Annotated in this window: 17 protein-coding genes; 10 read left to right on the plus strand and 7 right to left on the minus strand. The window is 70.8% G+C overall.

The window, feature by feature from the left end; translation table 11 throughout:
* Positions 1–7: 7 nt before the first annotated feature.
* Positions 8–1,546, minus strand: a complete 1,539-nt coding sequence (gene dacB / locus HUO13_RS08010; RefSeq protein ID WP_249124534.1) for a D-alanyl-D-alanine carboxypeptidase/D-alanyl-D-alanine endopeptidase — start codon at positions 1,544–1,546, stop codon at positions 8–10.
* A gap of 543 nt (positions 1,547–2,089) precedes the next feature.
* Between dacB and HUO13_RS08015 the strand changes: the two genes are divergently transcribed.
* A complete protein-coding gene (locus tag HUO13_RS08015; protein WP_211900797.1) occupies positions 2,090–2,284 on the plus strand; it encodes a hypothetical protein in 195 nt (64 codons plus the stop codon).
* 107 nt (positions 2,285–2,391) lie between these two features.
* Here the strand turns inward: HUO13_RS08015 and HUO13_RS08020 are convergent, their stop codons facing one another.
* Positions 2,392–3,000, minus strand: a complete 609-nt coding sequence (locus HUO13_RS08020) for a LysE family translocator (RefSeq protein WP_211900798.1) — start codon at positions 2,998–3,000, stop codon at positions 2,392–2,394.
* A 95-nt stretch (positions 3,001–3,095) separates the two neighbouring features.
* Between HUO13_RS08020 and HUO13_RS08025 the strand changes: the two genes are divergently transcribed.
* The gene (locus HUO13_RS08025; RefSeq protein ID WP_211900799.1) at positions 3,096–3,596 is read left to right on the plus strand and encodes an Lrp/AsnC family transcriptional regulator; all 501 of its coding nucleotides are present in this window, start codon (positions 3,096–3,098) and stop codon (positions 3,594–3,596) included.
* A 54-nt stretch (positions 3,597–3,650) separates the two neighbouring features.
* Here the strand turns inward: HUO13_RS08025 and HUO13_RS08030 are convergent, their stop codons facing one another.
* The gene (locus HUO13_RS08030) at positions 3,651–5,462 is read right to left on the minus strand and encodes an alpha-L-fucosidase (protein WP_211900800.1); all 1,812 of its coding nucleotides are present in this window, start codon (positions 5,460–5,462) and stop codon (positions 3,651–3,653) included.
* A gap of 468 nt (positions 5,463–5,930) precedes the next feature.
* Here HUO13_RS08030 and HUO13_RS08035 point away from each other — a divergent pair, with 468 nt between their 5' ends.
* Both HUO13_RS08035 and HUO13_RS08040 read left to right on the plus strand, forming a co-directional pair.
* The gene (locus tag HUO13_RS08035) at positions 5,931–6,521 is read left to right on the plus strand and encodes an isochorismatase family protein (protein WP_211900801.1); all 591 of its coding nucleotides are present in this window, start codon (positions 5,931–5,933) and stop codon (positions 6,519–6,521) included.
* 300 nt (positions 6,522–6,821) lie between these two features.
* The gene (locus HUO13_RS08040) at positions 6,822–7,142 is read left to right on the plus strand and encodes a hypothetical protein (RefSeq protein ID WP_211900802.1); all 321 of its coding nucleotides are present in this window, start codon (positions 6,822–6,824) and stop codon (positions 7,140–7,142) included.
* Between the two features lie 167 nt (positions 7,143–7,309).
* On the opposite strand, the gene tesB is transcribed toward HUO13_RS08040, so the two are convergent.
* Positions 7,310–8,245: an acyl-CoA thioesterase II gene (gene tesB / locus HUO13_RS08045; RefSeq protein ID WP_249124535.1), complete on the minus strand. Its 936-nt coding sequence runs from the start codon at positions 8,243–8,245 to the stop codon at positions 7,310–7,312.
* Positions 8,246–8,333: 88 nt separating this feature from the next.
* Positions 8,334–9,755 carry a pyruvate kinase gene (gene pyk / locus HUO13_RS08050; protein ID WP_211900803.1) on the minus strand — a complete coding sequence of 474 codons (1,422 nt, stop codon included), beginning with the start codon at positions 9,753–9,755 and terminating at the stop codon, positions 8,334–8,336.
* A gap of 126 nt (positions 9,756–9,881) precedes the next feature.
* On the opposite strand from pyk, the gene HUO13_RS08055 reads away from it, so the two are divergent.
* The 3 genes from HUO13_RS08055 to HUO13_RS08065 are packed head-to-tail and all read left to right on the plus strand — an operon-like array spanning position 9,882 to position 11,271.
* Entirely contained in the window at positions 9,882–10,172 is a 291-nt protein-coding gene (locus tag HUO13_RS08055; protein WP_249124536.1) for a VanZ family protein, read from the plus strand.
* Between the two features lie 13 nt (positions 10,173–10,185).
* Complete coding sequence (locus tag HUO13_RS08060; RefSeq protein ID WP_211900805.1) at positions 10,186–10,806, plus strand: TetR/AcrR family transcriptional regulator; 621 nt, start codon at positions 10,186–10,188, stop codon at positions 10,804–10,806.
* A 42-nt stretch (positions 10,807–10,848) separates the two neighbouring features.
* Positions 10,849–11,271, plus strand: a complete 423-nt coding sequence (locus HUO13_RS08065; RefSeq protein ID WP_211900806.1) for an ester cyclase — start codon at positions 10,849–10,851, stop codon at positions 11,269–11,271.
* A 442-nt stretch (positions 11,272–11,713) separates the two neighbouring features.
* On the opposite strand, the gene HUO13_RS08070 is transcribed toward HUO13_RS08065, so the two are convergent.
* A complete protein-coding gene (locus HUO13_RS08070) occupies positions 11,714–12,373 on the minus strand; it encodes a DUF2461 domain-containing protein (RefSeq protein ID WP_211900807.1) in 660 nt (219 codons plus the stop codon).
* A gap of 187 nt (positions 12,374–12,560) precedes the next feature.
* Between HUO13_RS08070 and HUO13_RS08075 the strand changes: the two genes are divergently transcribed.
* Positions 12,561–12,995, plus strand: coding sequence for a hypothetical protein (locus HUO13_RS08075; RefSeq protein WP_211900808.1), 435 nt, complete (start codon positions 12,561–12,563; stop codon positions 12,993–12,995).
* Between the two features lie 33 nt (positions 12,996–13,028).
* Here HUO13_RS08075 and HUO13_RS08080 read toward each other — a convergent pair whose 3' ends face one another.
* Entirely contained in the window at positions 13,029–13,481 is a 453-nt protein-coding gene (locus HUO13_RS08080) for a L,D-transpeptidase (RefSeq protein WP_211900809.1), read from the minus strand.
* A 309-nt stretch (positions 13,482–13,790) separates the two neighbouring features.
* On the opposite strand from HUO13_RS08080, the gene HUO13_RS08085 reads away from it, so the two are divergent.
* Positions 13,791–14,066, plus strand: coding sequence for a hypothetical protein (locus tag HUO13_RS08085; protein ID WP_211900810.1), 276 nt, complete (start codon positions 13,791–13,793; stop codon positions 14,064–14,066).
* Positions 14,067–14,149: 83 nt separating this feature from the next.
* Positions 14,150–16,510, plus strand: a complete 2,361-nt coding sequence (locus tag HUO13_RS08090; RefSeq protein ID WP_211900811.1) for an ATP-binding protein — start codon at positions 14,150–14,152, stop codon at positions 16,508–16,510.
* Positions 16,511–16,721 lie beyond the last annotated feature (211 nt).

Below are 16,721 nucleotides of genomic sequence, written 5' to 3' on the forward strand. Positions count from 1 at the left end.
CAGGCGGTCAGCACGCCTTGACCCACGAGCACTCCAGCGCGGACTCGTCGACGCGGGTGGCCGGATCGTCGGCGGGCAGCGGCGCGCGCCGCACTCGCGGCGTTGACGGCGCATCGGCCGCGCCGTCGTACTCGGCGAGCCGGACGGCGATGGCGTCCTCCAGGTCCCTCGGTGAGGACGACACGAAGTCGTTGAACACCACCGAGAACACCAGCGGCTGGCCGTTGGCGGCCGTGACGTAACCGGAGAGCGAGGTGACCCCGGTCAGCGAACCGGTCTTGGCGTGGACGTTGTCCTGCGCCGGAGTTCCGGCCATCCGCGAACGCAACGTGCCGCCGACCATCCGATCGGCGTTGCCCGCGACCGGCAGGGAGTCGTACCAGACCTGGAACCACGGGCGCTGCCGCGCGTTGTCGAGCAGCAGGCTGAGCTGCCGGGGCGTCACCGCGTCCATCGTGGACAGACCGGAGCCGTCGACCATGCGCATCATCTTGGAGTCCAGGCCCAGGCCGTTGAGCTTCTCGTTGAGCACCTCGATGCCGGCGCCCCACGTGCCGGTGCCGGTGGCCTGCCTGCCCATCGCCTTGACCAGCACCTCGGCGTGGCCGTTGTTGCTGAGCTTCATGAACGGCACGAGCAGCTCCCGCAACGGCATCGAGTCGCGACCGGCCAGCGACCGCGCACCCTCCGGCGTCCTGCCCGGTGCGACCCCGCCCACCTTCACGCCGTGGGCCGCGAGCGCGCGGGCGAAGACGTCACCGGCGTAGGCGGCGGGATCGGGCACGGTGCTGAAATCCTCGACGACAGGGCCGCCCGCCGGCACCGACCCGCTGACCACGACCCGGTTTCCGCCGTGCTCGCGCTCGACCGCCAGCGCAGGCGCGCTGCCCGGCGCCGAGGTCGTGGTCCGGTTGTCGATCTCCAGGACGCCCGTAGCCGGTTCCAGGGCGACTTTCGCCGGCTCGCCCTCGGCACCCGGCGTCGCGCGCACCAGGGCGGTTCCCGCGTCGAAGTCGGTGTTCGGCGCGACAGTGAGCGCCGAGATCGGCGCCGCGTAGTAGTAGGGCTCGTCGTCCCAGGCCCAGCCCGAACCCAGTGGCACGTCATCGAACGCGCCGGCATCGGTGCGCAGCTTCCCCTTCACCTCGCGCACACCGCTTTCGGCGACCTGCGCGGCGAGCCGGTCGTAGTCGGCGGCCAGCATCGTCGGATCGCCCGTACCGCGCAGGAAGAGGTCGCCGTGCAGGACCGGGCCCCGCTGCCGGCCATCGGCGAGGACGTCGGTGCGGAACCGGTAGTCCGGGCCCAGCGCCTCCAACGCGGCCGCCGAGGTGAGCAGCTTCGCGTTCGAGGCGGGCGTGGCGCGCGCGTCGGCCTGGCTGCTGTAGAGCACCTCGTCGGTCTCGGGATCGCGGACCACGACCCCGGCGTGCGAACCGTCGAGCCTCGGATCGGCGAGGATCTTGTCGAGGTCGACGCGCAACGCGTCGGGCCCCGCGGGAGCGGCGGTGGTCGGAGCGGCCACCGCGATCGAAACACCAAGCACCGAAACCAGACCTGTGGAAACACCCCAACGACGACGCATTCGGCAACCCCTCGGCAGGACATGACCGGTCACCGCCGGACACGGGTCGGCGACCGCGAGCGATGAGGCAGCCTAGAGCCGGTCTTCAGCGGCGGTCAACGCGTTCGGCGCTGCGCACGGCTCCGCGTGATCCGCGCACCGGGTCCATTCTGCGCGGCGACCCGGCTCCCGACCACGCCGGAACACCCGAACGGGAAGTCGCGGCAGGATTCCATTCCTGTGCCGTGACGTTGCGGATGGGTGTCTCTTCGGCGGGATCGTCGGAGTGTGCTGGGAAGATCTCCGCCGTTCCGGCCTTTTCCCGGTGCGGTTTCCATAGTCTGTCGGTCGTGACGCGATCGCGCGCGGTAGTGATCCTGGTGGTGCTCGTGCCGGCCGGTGCGGCTGCCTGCGGCAGCCCGGTTCTCGACGGCCAGAGCAGGATCGAAGCGACGCTGCGCGGAGCACTCGTGGGCCACCCGGCAGCCCGAGCCCTCCGCGGGCGACCAGAGTCAGGCCCTCGCGATGCCCACAGGCACGATCGTGGTGACGCGGACCGGGACGGTCGTGGCGCTCATCAGGACCTACCGCCAGGAGGGCTACTGGAACACGGGCGGCGACGACGGCACGGTCAGCGACGACGACCCGCGCAGGGACCCCATCCGGATGTGGCTCCAGGTGCAGTCCCGGAAGATCCAGGACGCCCTCGCCCAGTCCTGACCGCCGGGCCGACCGGCCCAGTTCCGACCAGCCCGGTGGCCGCCCGCGCGAAAGCCGCGGCCTTCCCGCGGGTTTCGCGGAAAGGCCGTCGCGACAGGTGAATTGCGTCAGGAGAAGGCGATCGAGGTGGCCATCGCCAGCAGCGCGCCCCCGCAGCAGCGCTCGAACACCTTGCGGCGGCCCGGGTCGGCCAGCAGCGCCGACAGCCGGCGAACCGACGGGACCACCAGCAGCCACCACAGGCCGAACGCACCGACGGCGACCACGCTGAGCACGGCGGCCTGCGACATCGGGTCGCCCGCCGGGTCCATCGCCTGCGGCAGCAGCGTCAGGAAGGTCAGCATCACCTTCGGGTTCAGCACGTCGATCAGCAGGCCGCGCAGGAACACCGACCGCCCGGAACGGGACACGTCGGTGGTCGCCTGCGGCTGCGCCGCACCGGACCCGCGCAGGATCTGGATCCCCATGTACCCCAGGTAGACCACGCCGATCGCCTTGACCACCACCAGCGCCGCCGGGACCGTCATCAGAAGCGCCGACAGCCCCAGCGTGGCGGCGGTGGCGTGCACCAGCAGCCCGCAGGTGACGCCCGCCGCGGCCAGCCACCCCTTCCGCGCACCGGTCGCCGCGCTGCTGGTCACCATCACGAAATCAGGTCCCGGAACCAGGACGATCACCACCAGGGCGAGCAGGTACGGCCCCCACGCGATGTGCACGACTCCTCCTTCTCCTCACGCACGCGTCTGAAAAGCAGGCCGATCCTGCGTGGTACGTTCGTCGTTGCGCCACCTCCGCCGTAGGATGTTCGGTTATGCGGGAATCCGTAGAACTCGATTCGGTCGACTGGCAGATCCTCGAGGAGTTGCAGAACGACGCGACCCTGCCCAACCGCACGCTCGCCGAGCGGGTCGGGCTGGCCGCGTCGAGTTGCCTGCAACGGGTGCGCCGACTGCGGGAACAGGGCGTGATCAGGGGGTCGCACATCGACGTCGACCCGGCGGCCACCGGGCTGGCTCTGGAGGCGATCGTGTCGATCAACGTCCGGCCGCACACCCGCGAGGTCGTCGACCAGTTCCGCAAGTTCGTGCTGGCGCAGCCCGAGACGCGGTCGCTGCTGCACGTCAGCGGGCAGGCCGACTTCCTGCTGCACGTCGCGGTGGCCGACACCGCGCACCTGCAGGGCTTCCTGGTCGACAAGCTGGCGTCGCGCCCGGAGGTCCGGCACTTCACCAGCTCGATCGTGCTGGAGCAGGTGCACACCCGGGCGCTGACGGCGCCCGCGCACCTGCGGCCGAAGCGGCGGCGCAAATAAACGCACGAAGGCCCCCACCCGGTCGGGCCGGGTGGAGGTCCGTCGTGCCGGGGGTCAGCCCGGCGGGAAGAGCTGTCCGGCCGGGATGATCCGCTGCGAGGTGTTCGGGCTCGACCACAGCAGCTTCATCGCCGCCTCACCACCTCGTTCGGTCTGCTCCAGCCGGATGGCGTGGCGTCTGCCCGCCTCCAACCGCACCTTCGCCGAGTCCACCGCACCTTCGTGCGGGGTGGTGCCGTCGATGACGAGCCGGTCGTCGATCCACAGCCGGACGGTGTCGTCGGAAACCGTCGTGATCTCGTAGTCCTCGCTGAAGCGCGGCTCCACCGTCCCGGTCCAGCGCGCCGAGAAGCCCTCGGACGGGACTGCCGCATCCGGCGAGCCGGAGTACTTCCAGTTGTAGTCGACCCCGGGATCGGTCCTGGTCACGACCGGCTCTCCGGCGAAGTCCGGGTTGTCCCAGAACCGCGCGGTCAGCCCGGTGCCGCGCGGCTCCGGCGTCGGCTGCCGCGGACGGATGTCGAGCTCCACCACGGTCGCGGCGTCACCGACCGGGTCGCCGGACGGCGTGATCCGCACGGTGTCGCCGTCGCGCACCGCGTCGACGCGCTGGTCGCTGCCGAGCACGCGCGCACCGGTAACCTCGAACGGCGCGGTCGCCTTGAGCTCCAGCGAGTTCCCGGCCCCCGGCCACTGGAACACCGACGCGTGCAGCTCGTCCCCGGTGCGGCTGACCGCTCCCCACGCGGGTTCGGCCACCACGCCCGGCACGCCCGCTCCGCGCACCGCGGAACCGTTGGTGCGCAACCACTCCCCGACCTGGCGCAGCCGGTCGACCGACTCCGGCGGCACCCGTCCCGCGCTGTCCGGACCGACGTTGAGCAGGTAGTTGCCGCCGCGCCCCGCGATGGCGGCGAGGTTGCGGGTCAGGTCCGCGGGCGACTTCCAGTTCTGGTCGTAGCGCGCGAAACCCCAGTGGTCGTTGAGCGTCATGCACGACTCCCAGAGCTGCCCGCGCACCTCCTCGGCCGGGATCTCCTGCTCCGGCGTACCGGTGTCGCCGTCGGTCACCCGCCGCTTGCCGACCCGGTTGTTGATGACGATGTCGGGATCGAGGCCACGGACGAACGCCTCGAGCTCCTCGCCGTCGCGCGCGGTCCACGGGTTGAACGGGTTGTCGGTGTCCCACTCGCCGTCGAACCACAGCACGGCCGGGTGGTAGTTCTCCACCAGCTCCCGGAGCTGGGCGAACATCCGCTGCTTGTAGCGGGGGAAGGTCGCCGGGTCGTGCGCGTCGGGGTCGTGCCAGTCCCAGATCGAGTAGTAGAAGCCGAGCTTGACGCCCTCCCGCTCGGTGGCATCCTCGAGCTCGGCCAGGATGTCGCGCTCGGGGTCGAAGGCGGAGTGGTCGCGCAGGTTGTAGTCGTTGACCTCGGTCGGCCACATCGCATAGCCCTCGTGGTGCTTGGCTGTCATCACCACGTACTGCTGGCCGGCCGCTTTCGCCGTCGCCGCAATGGCATCGGCGTCGAACTCGGCGGGGTTGAACTTCGCGGCGATGCGCTCGTACTCGTCCTTCGGGATCGCGCACTCGCGCTGGATCCACTCGGCGTTGCGGCAGACCGTCCCGTCGGGCCGGGTGTACTCGCCTTCGAGCTGGGAGTACGCGCCATGGTGGATGAACATGCCGAACCGGGCGTCGCGCCACCACTGGGTGCGCGCCGAGGTGAAGACGTCGTCGACGGCGAAGTTCGTGCCAGGGCCGGGTGGCGCGGTCTCGGCTTGGGCGGGGACGCCCGCGGTGAGGGCGACGGTGCCGCCGACGGCGAGCAGTAATCGCCAGAGGCGGCGTGCTGCGATGGCCATTGGTCCTCCGTTGGACAGCGGACGAAGTCGAGTCGTGCTGCTTGGCCAAGCGGAGCGAGCGTAGGAAACATCAGATGTCGAGACCAGCTCGTGGCGCGATATCGCCCTTCTTATCGCTTGAATGGGCCAATAGATCGGATGTATCGGCCGATGACCCGCGGAGGTTCAGAAATCCCAGACGGCCGAAGGAGAACCGCACCGCCGGTACTGACTGGCCCTGGGGATGGGGACGACCGGTACGGCCGCCCCGCCGGGGAGTTCAAGGTCAACGGCGAGACGGTGCTGACCAACGCCGAAACCAACAAGTGCCGAGGTAGCTACCTTCCGTATCTAACCCAGTACGTTGTGTAGTTGTCGTTGTAGGGTTCGTTCGCCGTGGCTCGAGCGTGCCCCGTCCTCGCATCGTGGGCGGACCCTTCACCCGCGCCCCGGTGCCGACCATTCCTCCATCGAAAAGGCGGTTACCCCTTGAACCGAGCTTTGATCATCATCGACGTGCAGATCGACTTCTGTGAGGGCGGCAGCGTTCCCGTGTCCGGCGGCGCGGACGTGGCTGCTGCCATCGCCGACTTCGTGAACCGGCAGACGGACTACAGCTTCGTCGTCGCCACGCGCGACCACCACGTCGACCCGGGCGGTCACTTCTCGGAGCGCCCGGACTACGTGCACTCCTGGCCTTCCCACTGCGTACAGGGGAGCGAAGGCGGCGAGTTCCACCCGAACTTCGAGCCCGTCGTCGCATCGGGTGCCGTTGACGAGGTCTTCTACAAGGGCCACCACGCAGCCGCCTACAGCGGGTTCCTCGGCATCAACGAGGCCGGGAGCTCACTGGCCGACTGGCTGCGCGAGCACGACGTCGGCCAGGTGGACGTCGTCGGCATCGCCACCGACCACTGCGTGCGGGCCACGGCCCTGGACGCGGTCCGCGAGGGCTTCGCGACGCAGGTCCTGCTCGACCTGACCGCGGCCGTCGCCGGGAAGACCACCGACGCGGCCTTGGAGGACCTGCGCAAGGCGGGCGTGAAGCTCACCGGCAGCCCGGTGCTCGTGGACGACTGAGCAGCCGTCAGGTCGTCACGGGCATCATCACCAGGCTCGCCGAAGGCGGGGGCGTCCGCGCTGAGGTCAAGGCGAAGTTCCGCCGCCAACGGGTCCGCGACGACCTCGACACCGCCGCCTTCGGACTCCATCGGTGGTGGACCGACGACGCCGGCGACTTCGGCGTGTCACTGGCGGTCGCGCGCTGCCCCCTGGCGGAGGGAGGCCACCACAATGCCGGGTGACTCCGGTGGTGGATTCGGCGCTGCACCCGATCATGGAGACGAATTACCCGCTCTACCAAAGGAAAGGTCGCCAAAGATGCGTCTCCGTGCAACTGTCCCTGCCGTCACCACCGCACTGCTGCTCACCCTCGCCGGTTCCGCCGCCGCGGCGCAGGGCGACTTCCTCTACCGGTCCGACGACAGCAACCACACGCTTGCCGACCCGAGGGGCGGAGACTGCGTCCGGCTGCCGCTGCCCGACCCGAGCAGTCCGGCGCACCACGTGGACAACCAGACCGACAGCACGGCCGTGGTGTACCTGGACGACGACTGCGCCTCCGACACCTATTACGTGCTTCCGCCGCACACCAAGGCGCCCGCGCGGGTGCTCGTCCGGTCGGTGGTCTTCGCGAACTGACCGAACCCCCTCGCGCCCGCCCGGCCGATGCCAGGCGGGCGCGTCGGCCTGGTCCCGGCCGCAGCAGGAAACCCGAGATCGGCGCTGGACCGGCCACGACAGCAGGAAACCCCGCCGGACCGGGAAGGTCGGGCGGGGCTTCGCCGGCGTCGTCGGCTCGCGCGGCGTCACTGGTTGACGCGCAGCAGGCCTTCCTGCACCACGGTCGCGACGAGGCGGCCGTCGCGGGAGAAGAAGCGCCCGGTCGCCAGGCCGCGAGCGCCGGAGGCGCTCGGCGACGCGCAGTCGTAGAGCAGCCACTCGTCGGCGCGGAACCGCCGGTGGAACCACATCGCGTGGTCCAGGCTCGCGCCGGAAACCTTGTCCAGACCCCAGTACACGCCGTGCCGGGCGAGGACGGCGTCCAGCAGCGTCAGGTCGGAGGCGAAGGCGACCATGCAGACGTGCAGCAGCGGGTCGTCGGGCAGCGAGCCGTCGGCCTTCATCCACACCTGGCTGCGCGCCTGGCGGTCGTCGCTGTCGCGGCGCTCCCACGGCGGGTCGGTGACGTAGCGGACGTCGATCGGGCGGGGCTGCGCCCGCCCCAGCTTCTTGAGCATCTCCCCCGCGAGCTCGCCGTAGCTCGGCAGCGTCTCGGGGTCGGGCACCTCGGGCATCGGCTCCTGGTGGTCGATGCCGTCCTCCTCCAGCTGGAAGGAGGCGGAGAGCGAGAAGATCGCCTTGCCACGCTGCACGGCGACCACTCGACGGGTTGTGAACGACCGGCCGTCCCGGGTGCGGTCCACCTCGTAGACGATCGGGATGCTCGGGTCCCCGGGCCGGATGAAGTACGCGTGCAGCGAGTGCACCGACCGGTCCTCCGGCACCGTGCGGCCCGCGGCGACCAGCGCCTGGCCCGCGACCTGGCCTCCGAAGACCCGCACCGGGGACTCCGCGGGGCTGACACCGCGGAAGATGTTCTCCTCGATGCGCTCGAGGTCCAGCAGCGCCACCAGGTTGTCCAGCACGGGCTGGCCGTGCGGCACGCCGTGGTCCAGCGGAACTGAGCCGTCGATGCGGCTGCCCGCCGGGTCGGCGGCGGCAGCTCTGGCCGCTTCGGTCACTGCGGACTCCTCGGGTCGCGCGCCGCGGTGGCCGGTTTTCCGGGCCGGGGCCGGAAAACTGCCACCTGCGGCACTGGCCCGGCCAGGATCAGACGTGGTCTTCCTCGCCCAGCCGGTGCACACGGATCAGGTTGGTCGACCCGACGGTGCCCGGAGGCGAACCCGCGACGATGACGACCATGTCGCCCCGCTGGGAGCGTCCCAGCGACAGCATCGCCTGGTCCACCTGCCGTACCATCTGGTCGGTCGTGTCCACCTTAGGCACGAGGAACGTCTCCGTCCCCCAAGTGAGAGCGAGCTGACTGCGCACCGACTCCTCGGGGGTGAAGGCCAGCAGCGGCAGCCGGGTGTGCAGCCGCGCCAGCCTGCGCACGGTGTCGCCGGACTGCGTGAACGCCACCAGCGCCTTGGCGTTGAGCCGCTCCCCGATGTCGCGGGCGGCGTAGGAGATCACGCCGCGCTTGGTGCGCGGGACGTGGCTCAGCGGCGGCGGCGCGGTGGAACCGGCCTCGACCGCCTCGACGATGCGGGCCATGGTCTGCACCGTCTCCACCGGGTAGCGCCCGACGCTGGTCTCGCCGGAGAGCATCACCGCGTCGGTGCCGTCCAGCACCGCGTTGGCGACGTCGGAGGTCTCGGCCCGGGTCGGGCGCGAGTTCTGGATCATCGAGTCCAGCATCTGGGTGGCCACGATGACCGGCTTGGCGTTCTCCCTGGCGATGCGGATCGCCTTCTTCTGCACCAGCGGCACGTGCTCGAGCGGGACCTCGACGCCCAGGTCGCCGCGGGCGACCATGATGCCGTCGAAGGCCAGCACGATGGCCTCGAGGTTGTCGACCGCCTCTGGCTTCTCCAGCTTGGCGATCACCGGCGCCCGGCGCCCGACCCGGTCCATCACCTGGTGCACCAGGTCGATGTCGGCGGGGCTGCGCACGAACGACAGCGCGATGAAGTCCACGCCGAGCTGGAGGGCGAACTCCAGGTCCTCGACGTCCTTCTCCGACAGCGCGGGCACCGAGATGTCCATGCCGGGCATGGACAGGCCCTTGTTGTCCGAGACCGGACCGCCCTCGGTCACCTCGCACACCACGTCGTTGTCCTCGACCGCGGTGACGACCAGGCCGACCTTGCCGTCGTCGACCAGGAGCCGGTCACCGGCCTTGGCGTCGGAGGCCAGCCCCTTGTAGGTGGTGGACACGCGGTCGTGGGTGCCCTGCACATCGTCGACCGTGATTCGTACGACGTCGCCGGTGCGCCACTCGACCGGCCCGGCGGCGAACTTGCCGAGTCGGATCTTCGGTCCCTGCAGGTCGCCCAGGACGCCCACGGCGCGGCCGGACTCCTTGGCCGCGGCACGGACCATGTCGTAGACCCGCTGGTGATCGGTGTGGCTGCCGTGGCTGAAGTTCAGCCGGGCGACGTCCATTCCGCTGCTGACGAGCTCCGCCATCCGCTCGGGATTGGCAGTGGCGGGGCCCATGGTACAAACGATCTTGGCTCGTCGACTCACGTTGGGTCAGCCTAGTCTGTTGACCGCCGCGTGCAGTACGCAGCGTCGGCTGCGGAGGCGAATCGGGGAACATCGTTGCTGGATCATTACAGAGCGCAGCTCACGAGGCTTCCGTTCGGTCTGGCGGTGGCGGCCAGTCTGGTCGTCCTGTTCACCCCGGAGTCGGGCGTCCCGGTCGCGCCGCCGGGCACCGACAAGGTCGTGCACCTGCTGCTGTTCGCGGCGCTGGCGATCACCGGCCGGATCGCGGGCCTGCGGCGCGCGCTGCTGCCGGGCCTGCTGGCCTACGCGGTGTTGTCCGAGGTCGCGCAGGGCCTGCTGCCGATCGGGCGCAGCTTCGACCCGATCGACATCGGCTTCGACACCCTGGGCGCGGTGGCCGGGTGGACGGTGGTCGCGGTGCTGCGCCGGGGCTGATTTGCTGGTCGGCATGCACCAGACCCGGAGGCCGGGACGGCCGCCGAAGCTGACGAGGGACGCGGTGGTCGCGGCGGCCGAGGAGATCGTCCGGCGCGACGGGGTCGACGCGCTGACGATGCGCTCCGTGGCCGTCGCGCTCGGAGCCTCGCCGATGTCGCTGTACCGGCATGTGGGAGGCAAGGACGAGCTGCTGGTCCTGCTGCTCGACCGCGCCGCCCGGCAGATCGCGGTGCCGGACCTCCCCGCCGATCCGCGGGAGCGGCTGACGGCGCTGTGCACGCTCCTGCACGACGAGCTGGTGCCCCGCCCCTGGGCGGTGCGGGTGCTCGCGGCGGGCAACCTCGTCGGCCCGTCGGTGCTGTGGCTGATCGAGGACATCACCGCGAGCTTCGCGGCGTGCGGGCTCGATCCCGACGCCGCCTACGACGCCTACCGCGTGGTGTGGCGGTTCATCGTGGGCGAGCTGGTGGTGCGGCAGTCGGCGCGGACCGGGCCCGCCCAGTCCCGGCAGGTCCTCGGCGAGGTCGACGCCGCGCGCTACCCCGCGTTGGCGGCGGTGCGGCACCCGAGGTCGACGGAGACCTTCGGCCCCGGGCTGGAGGCGTTGCTGGACGGGCTGACCCGCGGGTAGTACTTTTGCGTACACGTACGCAAACCATGGGGGTGTCGCCGGATGGAACCGACCGCGCACGAGCTGTACCGCCGCTGGCTGCCCGGGCTGTGGAACGCGCCGCCGGAGGAGATGGCCGGCATCGCGGCCGGGATCTTCACCGCCGACGCCGTCGCGCACTGGGGACCGGGCAGGGACTTCAGCGGCCCGGCGGTCATCGCCGACAAGGTGCGCGAGGGCGTCGAGATGTTCGACGACGTGGTGGTCGAGCTCGAGCACGGGCCGATCGTCGACGGCGACCTGGTCGCGGCGCGGTGGACCTTCGCCGGGCGGTTCCGCGGCGGCGTGCCCGGCTTCCCCGGCAAGGCAGGCGCCGAGGTCCGCTACCACGGCATGGACCTGTTGCGGGTTCGCGACGGCCGCTTCGCCGAGTACTGGCCGATGGGCGACAACCTGACCCTGATGCAGCAGCTCGGCCTGGTCTGAGGCCGACGCGGCTGGCGTGCTGGGTTGCCCGCGACGGCGGACAACGTCGTCGGCTTCGCGTGTTCTCGTTGCTGCTGCTCGAAGGCGCCGGATACTGGGCGGCCAAGCTCCACCAGCTCGGCGCACCCGGATCACCACTGCCCGCCGCCGACGTCTTCGCCGCCCTCCGCGCGGCCAACGTGCCAGTGCTCGGTCCCAGTGCTCGCGGCTGGACTGGCGTTCATCGGCTGGCAGGTAATGGCCAACCCGGGATCCGGGTCGCTGATGGGGCTCGGGTTCGGGGTGTTCGCGGTGCTGGAGCACGTCAACTACTTCCACACGCAGCTGATGTACGACACCGCCGAGGACCTGCGCCACCTGCGGGTTTCGCCGGGCGCACTGGCCCGTGACCTCGCGGCCCCGCCCCGGAAACGCGCCACGCGTCAGCGCCGCCGGCTCCGCCTCAGCGGCGCTTCTTCTCCGTCAGTCCGATGTGGTCGGCGCACCACTGGTTCAGTTCGCGCACCTGCTTCCAGCTCCGGCGCACGCGTTGCAGGCAGCTGCGCTCGTGCAGGACGTCGTCGGGTTCCCAGCGCCGGAAGGCGTAGAGGGTGCGGTGGCGCAGCAGGTCGAGCCTCGGGTGGTCGTCGGACACCCCGCGCGGACGGCTCTTCAGCGTCTCCCCCGCGATCTCCCAGCCCCGCAGCGCGTCCAGGATCTCGCGCAGCCGTTCGCCGTGGATCTCGGTGTCGACGGCGGTGCGGAACCGCGCGAGCTGGTCGGACTCGGTGTGGTAGCAGCCGCCCGCGACCAGCATCCCGGCCGCGCTGATCTCCACGTAGTAGGCACCGCCACCGCGGCCCTGCTCGATCACCCCGCCGCAGTGGGTCTTGTACGGCGACTTGTCGGGGCTGAACCGCACGTCGCGGTGCGGGCGGAACACCTTGCCCGCGCCGAACCCCGGGCCGAACTCCGGCTCCAGCTCGGAGATCAGCGCCTCCATCGGCCCGCGGACGTGCTCACGGTAGAGCTCCAGGTTGTCGGTCCAGAACGCCTTGGAGTTGTCCTCCTCCAGTTGCTCGAAGAACTCCACCGCACCATCGCCGAAACCCTCGAACCGCACGGGCCAACCCTAGAACAGCGCCCATCGCTCCAGCCCGCCCGATCTCCGGCTACGCCGAGCGGGTACGAGTGGCCGGGATGCTTGCCCGAGGCAGCCGAACGGCGATTGGATCGCCTACATCGCGAACACACGGCCGTCGGCAAGAAGGCTCTCGGCGGGAGCGGACGAGGTTCCGTACCCGCTACTCGTGTTCGGCGGTGCCGTGGCCTCGATCTGGGCCGCGAGCGGGACCCTCTACGTCGCCTGGGTCGCCTTCTCCGCTCCCGGCCTCTCGCCGCTGGAGCATGCGAGGCAGGTGCTCGCGGCGATGCCGTTCATCGCGGCCGTCGTGGTCGTTCTCGGCGTGCCGCTCGCACTCGTGGTGGACCGGTTCTGCCGTCTCCGAGGATGGGGACCGCGCCGCACCGCAGCCGCTTTCGCCGTGCTCGGCGCGCTGGCAGGTCTGATCCTCTGGGCAGCGCTCGGACGCGATCCGCTGTTCCTGTGGCCCGCGGTGGTCGCCGCACCGGTCGCGCGCACCGCCGCCGAGCCCCTGGCACGTCAGCGCTGGGCGCTGGGCGTGCTGACCGCCGTGTGCGGCGGCCTGGTCTGCGCGACGACGCTCATGTGGATCGCCGGCTGATCGCGCCACCGATGTCGGCGACGCGCCGGGACCTCACTTGACGACCTGGACCTCGTCACCCGGGTTGAGGGTGTCGAAGAACCGCTTCGCCGCGGTCGTGGACAGGTGGATGCAGCCGTTGGACTGCTGCTCCAGGCTGCCCTCGTGGAAGGCGACACCGGTCTTGGTGAAGAACACCGAGTTCGGCATCGGCGCGTTGTTGAACTCCGTGCTGACGTGGTCGGCGTCCTTCCAGAGCACCTTGTGCACGCCCTGCGGCGTCTCCGAACCGGGCTTGCCGCTGGTGGTGGGGACGGGCCCGTAGGTGGTCTTGCCGTTGTCCTGCAGCCAAGCCTGGTTGGTCGACAGGCTCACGCACGCCTTCGCGCTGGCCTGGCACGGGCTGGGGCTACCGCCGGTGGCCTGCGCGCTCAGCGCCCCACCGGCGAGCACGCCGCCCGCGACCAGTGCCGCGACCGTCAGCGCTGGAGCTTTCCTGGTGCCCATCGCTCTCCTCACATCCTCCGTGCGCATCGCTGTGCCCCCCTAGACGGTGCCACACGTTCGGAGGACACCCGCAGGTCCGCACGGGTCGGGCCGTGCCTGGGGCCGATCCCGGAACAGCACGGACTCGTTCCGGATCAGGCCGTTGCGCTGGTGAAACGAAGACGTGCGATCTGTGGCGGACGCCACTACGGTGCCGAGGGACCAACCCGACACAACGTGTCCGGCACCTCACCCAACGAGGTGCACCGCGACCGGACACCTGCCGAAAGTCCCTGTTCCCCGAGCCGGCCTTCGGAGGAAATGGAACCCATGCGCTCCCCCCGACGTAACCGCCCCGCGTCCACGTTCTTCCTCACCCTCGTCACCGCAGGCGTCATGTGCGCCTGGCTGAGCGTGCCGGGCCAGGGCACCGAACCCGCCGACAACGGCCGGAGCACCGGCCCCGTCCCGGTCCTGGAAGGCGACGGCGCCGTGACCGGACCCGGTGCCCGCGACGCCGACGTCTACGGCGGCGGCAAGTCCTCCGGCGACCTGCAGCGCGAGTACGGCTGCCAGCGCGGGTACGTGCCCGCCGAGCACTGCTAGCGGCCGCGCGCACGCGGGTTCGAGTATCGATGGTGCGATCGTCTTCGCAGGCCACGCCGCCGCGGCCGGGTTACGCTCGGGATGTGGTCTCCACTGCACAGGCCCGTGTTCGCGAGCCTGCGGGCAACCTCCCGGTCGACGTCACGAGCTTCGTCGGCCGCAGGCGCGAGATCACGCTCACCAAGCGGCTGCTGGCCGAGTCGAGGGTCGTGACGATCACCGGCCCCGGGGGCGTCGGGAAGACGCGGCTGGCGCTGCGCGTGGCGGGCAACATGCGGCGGTCGTTCCGCGACAAGGTCTGGTGCGTCGGGCTCGAGGACGTGCTCGACCCCCGCCTGCTGACCGACGCCGTCATCGACCAGCTCGGACTGGGCGGCCCGTCCTCGGGCGATGACATCGACACGGTCGTCGAGCACCTCAAGAACCGCGAGATGCTGCTCGTGCTCGACAACTGCGAGCAGATCGTGGACGCCGTCGCCGGTCTCGTCGACAGCGTGATCCGCTGGTGCCCGGGGGTGCGGGTGCTGGCCACCAGCAGGCAGTCGCTGGGCGTGGCCGGGGAGAGCACGCTGTCGCTGACGCCGTTGCAGGTCCCCGACATCGACAACCTGCCGCCCGCCGACGCCTACGAGCAGTTCGCCTCGGTGCGGCTGTTCGTCGACCGAGCCAAGGCCGCCGTGCCCGAGTTCGAGGTCGACGAGCACAACGCCGCCTCCCTGATGCGGCTGTGCTACCACCTCGACGGCAACCCGCTGGCGATCGAGCTGGCCGCGGTGCGGCTGCGCTCGCTGTCGCCGCAGCAGCTCGAGGAGCGGCTGGCCGAGCGCTACGACCTGCTGAGCGAGGGCAGGCGGGGCGCCCCGGCGCGCCAGCAGAGCCTGCGCGCGCTGATCGACTGGAGCTACGAGCTGGCCTCCGACCAGGACAAGCTCGCCTGGGCGCGGGTGTCGGCGTTCTCCGGCAGCTTCGACCTGGACGCCGCCGAGTTCGTCGCGGGCGGCGCCGAGCTGGACCGGCTGGACGTGGTCGGGGTCATGCACTCGCTGGTGGACAAGTCGATCCTGATCCGCGAGGAGGACGGCGGCGAGGTCCGCTTCCGCCTGCTGCACGCGCTGCGCGAGTACGGGCAGGAGAAGCTGGCCGGCTCCGGCGAGTTCGAGGAGGTGCGCAGGCGGCACCTGCGCTGGTACGACCGGATGATCGAGCACTTCGCCATGGAGTGGGTCGGCCCCGAGCAGGTCGCGTGGGTGAACCGGCTCACCAGCGAGCAGTCGAACCTGCGCACCGCGATGAAGTCGGCGCTGGCCCAGCCGCCCGAGCACGGCACCGCCCTGCGCGTGACCCGGAACATGGCGATCTTCTGGGGCATCCGGGGCCTGGCCGGGGAGGCCAGGTACTGGCTGGACCAGGCGCTCAAGGCGTCCCCGCAACCGAGCCGCGAACGGGTGTCGGCGCTGCGCAGCACCGCCTGGTTCGCCCTCCTGCAGGGCGACCACGACGCGGCGCGGCCACCGCTGGAGGAGGCGCTGTCGCTGGCCGGGGAGTACGCGGGCCCGATCGAGCGCTCCTACCTCCAGCAGACGCGCGGGATGGCCGAGTTCTTCGACGGCAGGCTCGGCCGGGCGGGCGAGCTGTTCCGCGAGTCGCTGGACGGCTTCCAGGAGCACAACGTCCCCGGCGGCGAGCTGTTCGCGCTGTTCGGACTGGGCCTGACGCGCGGGCTCAGCGGCGACCACACCCTCGGCCTGGACCTGCTGGAGCGCTGCGTGCGGCTCAGCACCGACCTCGGCGAGCTGTTCTGGCGCTCGCACGCGCTGTGGGCGATGGCACACGTGGAGGTCTCGCGCGGCGAGGTCAACCACGCCGAGGAGGTGGCCAAGGAGGCGCTGCGGCTGCAGCGCAGGCTGTCCAACCGGCTGGCCACGGCCTTCACCCTGGACACGCTGGCGTGGACGGCGGGCATCCAGGGCCGCCACGAGCGCGCGGCCCGCTTGTTCGGCGCCGCGTCCGCGATGTGGGAGGCCCTGCGAGCCGCGCCCGCCTACTACTCGACGTTCGAGATCGGGCACGACGAGCACGTGTCCCGGGTGCGGGAGGCGCTGGGCGACCGCGACTTCCAGGAGGCGTTCGACCGCGGCTACGAGATGCCGCCCGCCGCCGCGCACGACTTCGCCCTCGAGTCCAAGAAGCACGCCCGCGCCGCGACCGCGCGCCGCGACAACGTCCACCCGATGCCGCTGACCCGCCGGGAGCGCGAGATCGCCGAGCTGGTCGCGCAGGGCCGGACGAACAAGGAGATCGCCGAGGGCCTGGTGATCGCCCAGCGCACCGTCGAAGGCCACGTGCAGAACATCCTGACCAAGCTCGACTTCACCTCGCGGGCTCAGATCGCAGGCTGGATCGCCGGGCAGAAGCAGAGTGGCCCAGCCGACACCGGGACCTGATATTTTCACGCACTGTCACCAAGTGAAGGCGTGACGTCGCCCGAAGGGCGTAAACCAGGTACTCGGGCCGTTGCAAACCTCGGTGTGCAGCACTCTCCGTATCTGGACTCTTGGATGCGTGACCTCCCGAAACCCCGAAACCCCCGAGACCCCCGAAACCCCGACTACCCCCGAAACCCAGACGACCGCCGCCGGCCCCTTCGCGCGCCTC

This window comes from Saccharopolyspora erythraea, from assembly GCF_018141105.1.
In the GTDB taxonomy this organism is placed as follows: domain Bacteria; phylum Actinomycetota; class Actinomycetes; order Mycobacteriales; family Pseudonocardiaceae; genus Saccharopolyspora_D; species Saccharopolyspora_D erythraea_A.